Below are 9,601 nucleotides of genomic sequence, written 5' to 3'. Positions count from 1 at the left end.
GCGTCAATCGCCCAACGCTGAATCTGTCCGACGGCAATCTGGCGGGCAGTGGTGAGCAGGTAGTCCTCGGCGTCGGCGTGCGTGTAGTTCAAGGGAATGCGGGTGTAGCGGAGGATTTCTTCATCGCGGCAGGATTCCACGATGTCGGGGATATCCGCCTCGCGCAGGTGGCGCAGGGTGAGGCGTTCGGTAATGAGTTCGGGTTGGCCAGGCTCTACATATTCGCTGTGTTCTAAGAAGTCACTGTGTTCAGGGGTCATGATTCGAGCTTAACCCCTGGGGTTTGTAAGTGGGATTTGCGCCTGGCAATTTGCACGGGTAGAAACTTTTCGAATACCCCGGAATATTCAGTGATGCATATCATAGTTAAACCTTCGGGTTTTATTCCAAGGCCACTTGATTATTATGAATTATTCATAATAAAATAGTTATCAGGCCCGTTCACTGGGCACTATTAGAACAAGCGCCACGCACTCTCGTCGCGCGACACAAATCAGAAAGAAGAACACTATGGCAGTTCTGACCATCGGCGACCAGTTCCCCGAATACGAGCTCACCGGCGTTGTCCCGGGTAAGCTCGCTGACATCGAAGCAAACGCCCCCGAAGACTACTTCACCACCGTATCCTCCGAGGGTCTGGACGAAGACACCTGGCGCGTCGTCTTCTTCTGGCCGAAGGACTTCACCTTCGTTTGCCCCACCGAGATTGCTGCATTCGGCAAGCTTGCTGACGAGTTCGAGGCACGTGACACCCAGGTGATCGGCGTTTCCGTTGATAACGAGTACACCCACTACGCATGGCGCCGCTCTCACGAAGAGCTCGTGGACCTGCCCATCGTCATGGCATCCGACCTCAAGCGTGAGCTGGTTAGCGCACTGGGCATCCTGAACAAGGACGGCGTTGCAGACCGCGCAACCTTCATCATCGATCCCCACAACACCATCCAGTCGGTCTCCATTACCGCTGACTCTGTCGGCCGTAACACCGACGAGGTGCTCCGTCAGCTGGACGCACTGCAGTCCGACGAGCTGTGCGCATGCAACTGGAAGAAGGGTGCAGAGACCATCGACGCATTCAAGGAGATGAAGTAATCCATGAGCATCGATAACCTGCGTTCGGCTCTGCCTTCCTACGCGAAGGACATGAACCTCAACCTGTCCTCTCTGCCCCGCATTACCTCCCTGTCCGAGCAGCAGCTCTGGGGTGCAATCCTCGCAACCGCAGCAGCAACCAAGGTTGACTCTGTTGTTGTTGAGATTGCTGCAGAGGCTAAGGAGCACCTGAGCGACACCGCTTACGAGGCTGCTCTGGGCGCTGCAACCATCATGGGCATGAACAACATCTTCTACCGCACCCGTGGCTTCCTGAACGGTGCATACGATGACCAGCGCGCAAACCTGCGCATGCAGATCATCGGCAAGAACGGTGGCATTGAGAAGCTCGACTTCGAGATGTTCGCACTGGCAGTGTCCGCAGTCAACGGCTGCTCCCACTGCGTTGAAGCTCACGAGCACACCCTGCGCGAAGAGGGCGCAACCAAGGAACAGGTCAACGACCTGATCCGTATTGCTGCAACCCTCGGTGGCGTGGCACAGGGCATTCAGCTGGCTGAGGCACTGGGCTAAACCCACTAAGCGTTAGAGCTTACACAGAAGCGGCGCATCCACCCATCACGGGTCGGATGCGCCGCTTCCGCTATGCCCTCAAGCCCCGGCCTTCAAACAGCCTTGATACAAGCGCCTCTTAACTAGGAGCAGAGGCGGGGGCGGGTCTACAATAAATCGGTGCCATTTCAGGTACGCGCACAGGCAGACAGAGCCGGATGCGGTGATAACGTCGTCACCCGACCCGCCCACCGTGCGCGCCTTACCCGCACCCCACAGCACACGTATCACGTACGCAGGAGAACGCCCATGCACGAGCTCTTTGACCCGGACCAGGTATTCCGCATCGTCGACATTGCCGCCGTTGTCGCCAACGGCCTGCTCGGCGGTGCTGTGGCGCGCGCCTTCCGATTCGACATTGTGGGCTTCCTGCTGCTCGCAGTCGCCTGCGGTATGGGCGGCGGTATGATCCGTGACATCCTACTCAACTCGGGTCTGCCGGTGGCACTCACCGACGGCGGCTACTGGGTAGGCGCTATCGGCTCCTCAATTCTGGCGTACAGCATCGATTTGAGTGCCCGCTGGGCAACCCGAACCATGCTCGTCATCGACTTCATCGGTATGGGTGCGTGGGCGGCAACTGGCACCATTAAGTCCCTGAACCTGGGTCTGCACTGGCTGCCCGCTATTGCACTGGGTGTGACCACCGCGGTCGGCGGCGGCGTTATCCGTGACATTATGGTCAACCGCATTCCGGCAATTTTTGGTGGCAACTCCCTGTATGCGACGGTCGCGTTTGTGGGGGCCGCCGAGACCGCCCTCGTGACTGGCCTATTCCATCGCCCGAACCTGGCGATGGGTCTATCCATTCTGCTGTGTTTGGTACTGGGTGTACTCTCCTACGCGAAGAATTGGCAGCTGCCGACCACCCCGTCTGAGCTGCGTGTGCCTCGCCCGCGTCTCTTCACTTTTGGTAAGCAGGAGGACCGCACCGTTACTAATGAGGGCTGGGCACCCGGTGCTCCACTCACTGAGCAGCTTGAGGTGATTAATGCTGAGCAGCTTGAGGAGTATCGTCGCTCTAAGGGACTTTCAGAGTAAAAACCAATATATGCTGTATATAGAATGTGGGCTGGTTTCTGCTCATCAGATAATCATCTGATGAGCAGAAACCAGCCCACATTTACTATATGACTAAATCGTGTACTCAGTGCTGTCATACACGGTCAAGAACTTACAGATACGCTCATCATCCGAAGCAAAGAAACCGGTCGGCTCACCGTTATAGCGTAGGGTACCGTTCTCCAGGAACACGATACGGTCCGCGACCTTCTTCGCAAACGCCATATTGTGCGTCACGATAACCAGGGAGCGACCCTCCTTCGCCAGCTGCATCAGCACGCGAATGACCTCCGCCTCCAGCTCGGGATCCAACGCACTCGTCGGCTCATCAAAGAGCAGGTAGGAGGGTTCCAGCGCCAGGGCGCGGGCAATCGCCACACGCTGCTGCTGGCCACCAGAGAGGGCGTCCGGGTAGGAATCCACCTTGTCGGCAAGACCCACCTTCGCCAGCAGCTCGCGGGCACGCTCCTGAGCCTCCTGAGCACTCAGGGTGCCGTTGAGGGTCGGGGCGAGCGCCACGTTCTTCAACGCCGTGTAGTTCGGGAACAGGTTGAACTGCTGGAACACCATCGCCGAACGGGAACGAATATCACGCACCTGCACGTCGGTGAGCTTCTGGCTGTAGTCCACCTGCGCACCGTCAATGATGAGCGTGCCAGACTGCGGGGTTTCCAGCAGGTTCAGGCAACGCAGCAGAGTCGACTTACCGCTACCGGAGGGGCCCAGAATAACCGTGGTTTCACCGTCGGGGATATCCAGGCTAATGTTCTTGAGCACCTGCGTCTCACCGAAGCTCTTCGATAGGGATTCAACGCTAAGCATTGTTGCTCCTCACGTAACGGTTGCTGTACTTCTCCAGCGCCGACTGCGCGGCGGTCAGCAGAGTGAAAATCACCAGGTAAATGATGGCGACCTCGGAGTACATTGCCAGCGGCTCGAAGGTACGCGACGCGATCTGCTTACCGGTCTGGAACAGGTCAACCATCGAAATGACCGACACCAGCGAGGTGCCCTTAATCAGGTCAATGAAGTTGTTGCCCAGGTTCGGCAGAGCGATACGCACCGCCTGCGGAATGACCACGTGGCGCAGGGTCTGCATGCGGGTGAAGTTCAGGGTTGCCGCCGCCTCGAACTGGCCACGCGGAATAGCCGCCACCGCGGAACGGAAGGTCTCCGCCACGTACGCACCGGTATGTAGGCTCATCGTGATGATTGCGGCACTCCACACATCCAGGGCGATCCCGACCTTCGGCAGGCCGTAAAAGACGATGAACAGCTGCACCAGCAGCGGGGTACCGCGGAAAACCCAAATGTACACCCACGCCAGCCAGTTCACCGGTGCGAAGCGGCTCGTGCGCGCGCCCGCAGACACAATGCCCACCAGCAGCGCCACCGCGAAAGAAATCAGCGACAGCGGAATGGTCACTGCCAGGGTCGAACCCAGCAGCTGGGGCAGGGACTCAGCCCAAAGATTCAGGTAGCGTTCCATAAACGGAACTCAGCTCCTTTAATTAGTTCTTCGGGGAGAGGTCTTCGCCTACGTACTTCTCGTAAATCGCCTTGATGTCACCGTTCTGCAGGTGATTCTTCAGCGACTCGTCGATAGCGTTACGCAGGGCATCCTGACCCTTAGGCAACAGGATGGAGGAGTTGCTGCCGGTGCCCAGGTCACCGGAGAGCAGGCGCAGGTTAGCGTCCGGGTGCTCCTTGAAGTACTCAGCGAAGGACACGGAGTCGTTCGCGGTCATCTCTGCACGGCCCGAGAGGACCTGCTCGATAGCCTCATCAAAACCGGAAACAACCACGATTGAGGCGCCCTTCGCCTCCACCATCTTGCGGAAGTTCGAGGTCTCAGACTGCGCCGAGGAGTGACCGGAAATCTCGTTCACGTTCAGCAGGGAAGAATCTTTCTTCACCGCGACCTTCGGTTCGGAGTACAGGTAGGGGACGGAGAAGTCATACTTCTGCTTACGCTCATCGGTTGCAGAAACGTTGTTGATGACGATGTCGTAGCGGTCAGCGTCCACGCCGGCGATCAGGGAATCCCAGGGGGTTTCGGTGAACTCTGCGGTGACGCCCAGGTCCTTAGCGACCAGGTCGATGATTTCCTTCTCGAAACCGACCAGGGTGCCGTTCGAGTCGTGGAAGGAGAAGGGGCGGTAGGTACCCTCCAGGCCCACACGGATCTTTCCGGCAGACTTGATAGCCTCCAGCTTGTTGGTACTGGATGCGGTGCTGCTGCCATTGGAGCCGCACGCTGCGAGCAGTGCAGCTAGGCCTGTGAATGCGGAGCCTGCGAGGACGGTGCGGCGGTTAATCATTGCGGACATGTTGTTCTTCTTTCGTGTGGTGGTTGATGCTCTTGTAGTTGCGGGTTGTCGCCCTGCGGTAACCCGGGGGCATCATGCGGTGTGCCCCTCTCTGCGGGTGCAACGCTGGCTATCGTACAGCTATTCCCGGTGGGAAAGAATTCAACGTAACATTCCGTCACAATCTGTGAGAGAGGAAAACCCGGCGGTCGGTACGCGTGTGTGCTGTGTACCGGCCGCCGGGCTCCACACTAGGATACCGGTTCAGCACCCCAGAACATAGAGGTAAGGTTTACCTCAAAGCTGAACTGCTCTCCACAAGGGGCGATGCTACGCCCTCAATCTCACCCACAACACACCGGATGCTCCACCGGGCACTACACCGGGCACAGATAAGGGGCGCGCCCGGGAATCACCCCGGGTACGCCCCTTATCGTTCAAGCACTGACAAGCACCTAATTTTTGTAATTACAAGCTACAGCGGCTTATACAGCACAGGCTGCTTACTTCGACAGCACCTGACGCTTCGAAGAAATCACGCCCGTGTTAAAACCAGCCAGGTGCAGACCACCGTGGAAACGCGCATGCTCAATCTTCACGCACTTATCCATCACCACGTTCAGGCCGGCAGCCTCACCAATCGCGGCAGCCTCCTCGCTCCAGGAGCCCAGCTGCATCCACACGGTCTTCACACCCAGATCCACAGCCTCCTGAACCACACCCGGCAGGTCCTCATTACGGCGGAAAATCTCCACCAAATCCGGGACCTCCGGCAAGTCCTGCAGCGACGGGTACACAGGCTGACCCAGAACCAGCTTGCCCTTTGCCGCCAGAATCGGGTTCACAAAGTACAGCTTGTACGGTGACGCCGACTGCAGGTACGTCGCCACAAAGTACGAAGCACGCGAAATCTTATCGCTCATACCCACAATCGCAATCGTGCGGGTATTACGCAGAATATTCAGACGCTCAGGGGCGGAAGGACCCACCCAGGTACGCTTCTCAGTCATTACTTTTCCTCCTGAGTGGTAGTAGGCAGGGAGCAGGACGCGCCAGCAGCGTCCTCGGCGGCCTTAGCAGCGGCAACCGCTTCCTCAGCCACCACAATCTTGTCTGCGCTGGATTCTCCAACACGCTCACCGGCGTGGTTCAGACCGGTTGCGTAGGTTAGCGCCTGGTCCAGGTCCCAAATGATGTCTTCAACGTCTTCCAGACCCACCGAGATACGGATCAGGTCCTCACCGACGCCAGCAGCTTCAAGCTGCTCACGCGACAGCTGCTGGTGCGTGGTCGAACCCGGGTGCAGCACCAACGTACGGGAGTCACCAATATTCGCCAGATGGCTTGCCAGCTGCAGGGCGCCGATGAACTCGCCACCGACCAGGCGGCCGGATGCCTTCTCGGTGCCCTTGACACCGAAGGAGAACACGGAACCGACACCCAGCGGTAGCAGCTTCTTGCCGCGCTCATAGTGCGGGTGGTCTTCCAGACCAGCGTAGTTCACGTAGGCGATACGCTGATCCTCAACCAGCCAGGCGACAACCTGCTTAGCGTTCGCCAGGTGCGCATCCATGCGCTGCGGCAGGGTCTCAACACCCTGCAGTAGGTTGAACGCGGCCTGCGGGCTCAGCGACGGACCGAAGTCACGCAGCTGCTCAGAACGCAGCTTAGTGAGGAAGCCGTACTCACCGAAGTTACCCCACCAGGACACACCATTGTAGGAAGGAACCGGCTCGGTCATGGACGGGAAATTGCCGTTACCCCAGTTGAAGCGACCGGACTCGACGACGATACCGCCGAGGGTGGTTCCGTGACCGCCCAGGAACTTGGTGACCGAGTGGATGACGATGTCCGCGCCGTGCTCGATGGGGCGAATCAGGTAGGGGGTGGACAGGGTTGCGTCCACGACCAGGGGGATGCCTGCCTCGTGTGCGACCTCTGCGAGGCCTTCCAGGTCGGCAACCTCACCGGAGGGGTTCGCCACGATTTCGGTGTAGATTGCCTTGGTGTTCTCGGTCAGTGCCGCCTTGTAGTCGGCGGGGTCGGTTCCGGGAACGAAGGTGGTCTCAATGCCGAAGCGGCGCAGGGACACGTCCAGTTGGGTGACGGTGCCGCCGTAGAGCTGCGAAGAAGCAACAATGTGGTCGCCCTGCTGACACAGAGCCGCGAAGGTGATGAACTCGGCAGCCATACCGGAGGCGGTTGCTACCGCACCGATACCGCCTTCGAGGGAGGCGATGCGCTCCTCCAGCGCGGCGACAGTGGGGTTCGATAGGCGGGAGTAGATGTTGCCGTACTTCTGCAGGGAGAAGAGGTTCGCGGCGTCGTCAGCGTCTTTGAAGACGAAGGAGGTGGTCTGGTAGATAGGGACCGCGCGGGCACCGTGTTCAGCGTCGGGGGTGCCGCCCGCGTGTAGTGCGCGGGTGCGGAAGCCGAAAGTGTGTTCAGCCATTGGTTTGCTCCTGGTGTATCTGCCCGCCTGTGTGCGGGGAGTCGATAGTGGCTCGACTTTATACTGTGCCACCGGCGGCGGGGTGCACCAAGTGCGGGTACCTATATGTCGTTTATTGCGGATTATGACGGGGCATCATATCAGCCGTCATAACAACTTCTGTTATGACGGCTGATATGATGCGCGGTCAATGAGACCGATAAAAATACCCAGTTTTAGCCTGCTTTTCCGGGATTTTCAAGATTCTAAGAGTGATGAAGATACCGCATCATATCAACATCATCGCAGGATCATAACAACATCATGACAAGTCTTGTTATGATGCTGTTATGACCTTGCTATGACGTTCACCAAGAAGTAGCCATCGGGAGCATACATGGAAACAAACACCGCCGAACTCATCGAAAACCTACGCTGTAGCCAGGCTGAAAACGGACAGGTAGAAGTCAAAGCTGCAGCTGGCGGGTTCCCCAAGTCTGTTCTTGAAACCGTTAGCGCCTTCGCTAATGGAGACGGTGGCACCATTCTTCTCGGCCTCACCGACCCGGCAGAAGGTCTACAGCCGGTTGAAGGTTTCAACGCACAGGCAGTCCATGATGCATCTGTTGAGGCAATCCGTTCCAAGATTACGCCTCGACCTCCGGCAGATATTCACATTGAGCCAGTAGAGGGCCAGCGCCGTATCGTGCGCATCGATGTACTCCCCGGCGACCCGACGCAGAAGCCCTACTACATCGAAGCACACGGCATGTATAACGGCTCCTACCAGCGTGTTGGAGAGGCCGATATTCGCCTGACTAAGTACGAGATTGACCGCCTCCTAGAGAACCGCAGTCAGCCCCGCTATGACGAGGAGCTGATTAGTGAGGCAAGCTTCAAAGACTTCTCCCCCACCCTTGTGAGTGCCTATGTCGCTCGCCTGCGCGAGGAGCAGCCTCGTGTTTTTGCGGCGCTTTCTGACCGTGAGGTTCTTCTGCAGGCACGCATTCTACGCATCGATTCTCAGGGCCGAGAAGTGCCCACTCTTGGAGCGCTTCTCGCTATGGGTTCATACCCGCAGGCGTTCTTCCCACAGCTGATGATGAGCGTTGTTGTTCTTCCCGGTGAAGAGCTTGGTGAGGTCACCGAGGACGGTCGACGTTTCCTGGACAATCACAGCTGTACCGGCCCTATCCCCTCCATGTTGGATGAAGCTATGGGCGTTCTGGTTCGCAATATGCGCAAAACATCCACGATGGAGGGCCTCAACAGCAGCGGTATCGGGCGGGTTGAGCGCTACGAGTATCCGCTGGAGGCTATCCGCGAGCTCCTGGTCAACGCCCTCATGCACCGCGACTACTCCCCTGGTGCGCGCGGCTCGCAGGTGCAGGTTGAGCTCTACACCAACCGCCTGGTGGTGCGTAGCCCGGGTGGTATTTACGGTGCTGTAACTATCCGAGATTTCGGTCAGCCCGGTGTTTCTTCAACCCGCAATAGCTACTTGGCAAGCATTCTGACTGATCTGCCCGACCCGGGTACGGGGCGTTTAATTGCAGAGAATAGGGCTTCCGGTATTCCCACGGTTCTGCGAGCGCTGAAGGATGCGGGTCTGCCCGCTCCCCAGTTTGCTGACCGTCTACTCTATGTGCAGGTCACTCTGATGCAGCCTCCGCAGGGTGTGTCTTCTACGGAGCAGAAGACCGCGCCTGAGGATAAGATTCAGCAAGTAACCCCTTCCGAAAACAAACATTCAGCCGACACCGTCGAACTGGCGGGGGCCTATGCGTCGCTTGACGGCCTCAGTGAACGCCAGGCCGGCATTGTGCGCGGTCTGCGTGCACAGGGCGAGGCGGTTTCCGCGGCATTTATCCAGGAGCATTGGGGGCGGGGCGCTTCACGTACTTCCATTACGAATGACCTGCGCGGTCTTGTGGATGCGAAGCTGATTGTCCCGACGGCTCCGCCGCGTAGTAAGAACCGTAAATATCGCGCTGCTTAGACGTGCCCGATAAAAGGTACATAAAGGGGAGGGAAATAGAGCGGATATTCTCTATTTCCCTCCCCTGGTGCGTAGCTAGCCGAGTCAGTAGCTAACCGAGGCGGCGTTGAAGGCAACCCCGGCTTAGCGGCAGGG

General features: G+C 58.2%; 10 protein-coding genes. 4 read left to right on the top strand and 6 right to left on the bottom strand.

Translation table 11 applies throughout. The annotated features are described in order from the left end of the window. Positions 1-260 (bottom strand): GNAT family N-acetyltransferase (locus O3648_RS06035; protein ID WP_371569080.1); only part of this gene is annotated, 260 nt, incomplete at its 3' end. 250 nt (positions 261-510) lie between these two features. On the opposite strand from O3648_RS06035, the gene O3648_RS06030 reads away from it, so the two are divergent. The 3 genes from O3648_RS06030 (at position 511) to O3648_RS06020 (ending at position 2,706) form a co-directional block, all read left to right on the top strand. Beyond that, complete coding sequence (locus O3648_RS06030) at positions 511-1,092, top strand: peroxiredoxin (protein WP_279741496.1); 582 nt, start codon at positions 511-513, stop codon at positions 1,090-1,092. 3 nt (positions 1,093-1,095) lie between these two features. After that, positions 1,096-1,626, top strand: coding sequence for a carboxymuconolactone decarboxylase family protein (locus O3648_RS06025; protein ID WP_279741498.1), 531 nt, complete (start codon positions 1,096-1,098; stop codon positions 1,624-1,626). Between the two features lie 288 nt (positions 1,627-1,914). Next, positions 1,915-2,706 (top strand): trimeric intracellular cation channel family protein, encoded by a 792-nt coding sequence (locus tag O3648_RS06020; RefSeq protein WP_371569077.1) that lies wholly within the window; start codon positions 1,915-1,917, stop codon positions 2,704-2,706. 93 nt (positions 2,707-2,799) lie between these two features. On the opposite strand, the gene O3648_RS06015 is transcribed toward O3648_RS06020, so the two are convergent. From O3648_RS06015 to O3648_RS05995, 5 genes are all read right to left on the bottom strand, one after another. Beyond that, a complete protein-coding gene (locus tag O3648_RS06015) occupies positions 2,800-3,549 on the bottom strand; it encodes an amino acid ABC transporter ATP-binding protein (protein ID WP_279741500.1) in 750 nt (249 codons plus the stop codon). Next, positions 3,542-4,216, bottom strand: coding sequence for an amino acid ABC transporter permease (locus O3648_RS06010; protein WP_012904266.1), 675 nt, complete (start codon positions 4,214-4,216; stop codon positions 3,542-3,544). The genes O3648_RS06015 and O3648_RS06010 overlap by 8 nt, the downstream gene beginning before the upstream one ends. Positions 4,217-4,238: 22 nt before the next feature. Continuing rightward, positions 4,239-5,057, bottom strand: a complete 819-nt coding sequence (locus tag O3648_RS06005) for a transporter substrate-binding domain-containing protein (RefSeq protein WP_371569074.1) — start codon at positions 5,055-5,057, stop codon at positions 4,239-4,241. A 482-nt stretch (positions 5,058-5,539) separates the two neighbouring features. Then, positions 5,540-6,046 (bottom strand): CoA-binding protein, encoded by a 507-nt coding sequence (locus tag O3648_RS06000; protein ID WP_279741505.1) that lies wholly within the window; start codon positions 6,044-6,046, stop codon positions 5,540-5,542. Next, a complete protein-coding gene (locus tag O3648_RS05995; protein ID WP_279741506.1) occupies positions 6,046-7,488 on the bottom strand; it encodes an O-acetylhomoserine aminocarboxypropyltransferase/cysteine synthase in 1,443 nt (480 codons plus the stop codon). The genes O3648_RS06000 and O3648_RS05995 overlap by 1 nt, the downstream gene beginning before the upstream one ends. Before the next feature lie 376 nt (positions 7,489-7,864). Between O3648_RS05995 and O3648_RS05990 the strand changes: the two genes are divergently transcribed. After that, positions 7,865-9,466, top strand: coding sequence for an ATP-binding protein (locus O3648_RS05990; RefSeq protein ID WP_371569071.1), 1,602 nt, complete (start codon positions 7,865-7,867; stop codon positions 9,464-9,466). The last annotated feature ends 135 nt before the right edge of the window (positions 9,467-9,601 follow it).

Source organism: Rothia sp. 27098_8_161 (genome assembly GCF_041432905.1).
In the GTDB taxonomy this organism is placed as follows: Bacteria; Actinomycetota; Actinomycetes; order Actinomycetales; family Micrococcaceae; genus Rothia.
The sequence above is the reverse complement of the archived record's forward strand: the minus strand, read 5'-3'. Positions and strand labels throughout refer to the sequence as shown.

What these genes read in the sequence shown, in the direction of transcription:
- O3648_RS05990 (WP_371569071.1), top strand. Translation starts at nt 7,865, where the DNA reads ATGGAAACAAACACCGCCGAACTCATCGAAAACCTACGCTGTAGCCAG.
- O3648_RS06030 (WP_279741496.1), top strand. Translation starts at nt 511, where the DNA reads ATGGCAGTTCTGACCATCGGCGACCAGTTCCCCGAATACGAGCTCACC.
- O3648_RS06020 (WP_371569077.1), top strand. Translation starts at nt 1,915, where the DNA reads ATGCACGAGCTCTTTGACCCGGACCAGGTATTCCGCATCGTCGACATT.
- O3648_RS06005 (WP_371569074.1), bottom strand. Translation starts at nt 5,057, where the DNA reads ATGTCCGCAATGATTAACCGCCGCACCGTCCTCGCAGGCTCCGCATTC.
- O3648_RS05995 (WP_279741506.1), bottom strand. Translation starts at nt 7,488, where the DNA reads ATGGCTGAACACACTTTCGGCTTCCGCACCCGCGCACTACACGCGGGC.
- O3648_RS06015 (WP_279741500.1), bottom strand. Translation starts at nt 3,549, where the DNA reads ATGCTTAGCGTTGAATCCCTATCGAAGAGCTTCGGTGAGACGCAGGTG.
- O3648_RS06000 (WP_279741505.1), bottom strand. Translation starts at nt 6,046, where the DNA reads ATGACTGAGAAGCGTACCTGGGTGGGTCCTTCCGCCCCTGAGCGTCTG.
- O3648_RS06025 (WP_279741498.1), top strand. Translation starts at nt 1,096, where the DNA reads ATGAGCATCGATAACCTGCGTTCGGCTCTGCCTTCCTACGCGAAGGAC.
- O3648_RS06010 (WP_012904266.1), bottom strand. Translation starts at nt 4,216, where the DNA reads ATGGAACGCTACCTGAATCTTTGGGCTGAGTCCCTGCCCCAGCTGCTG.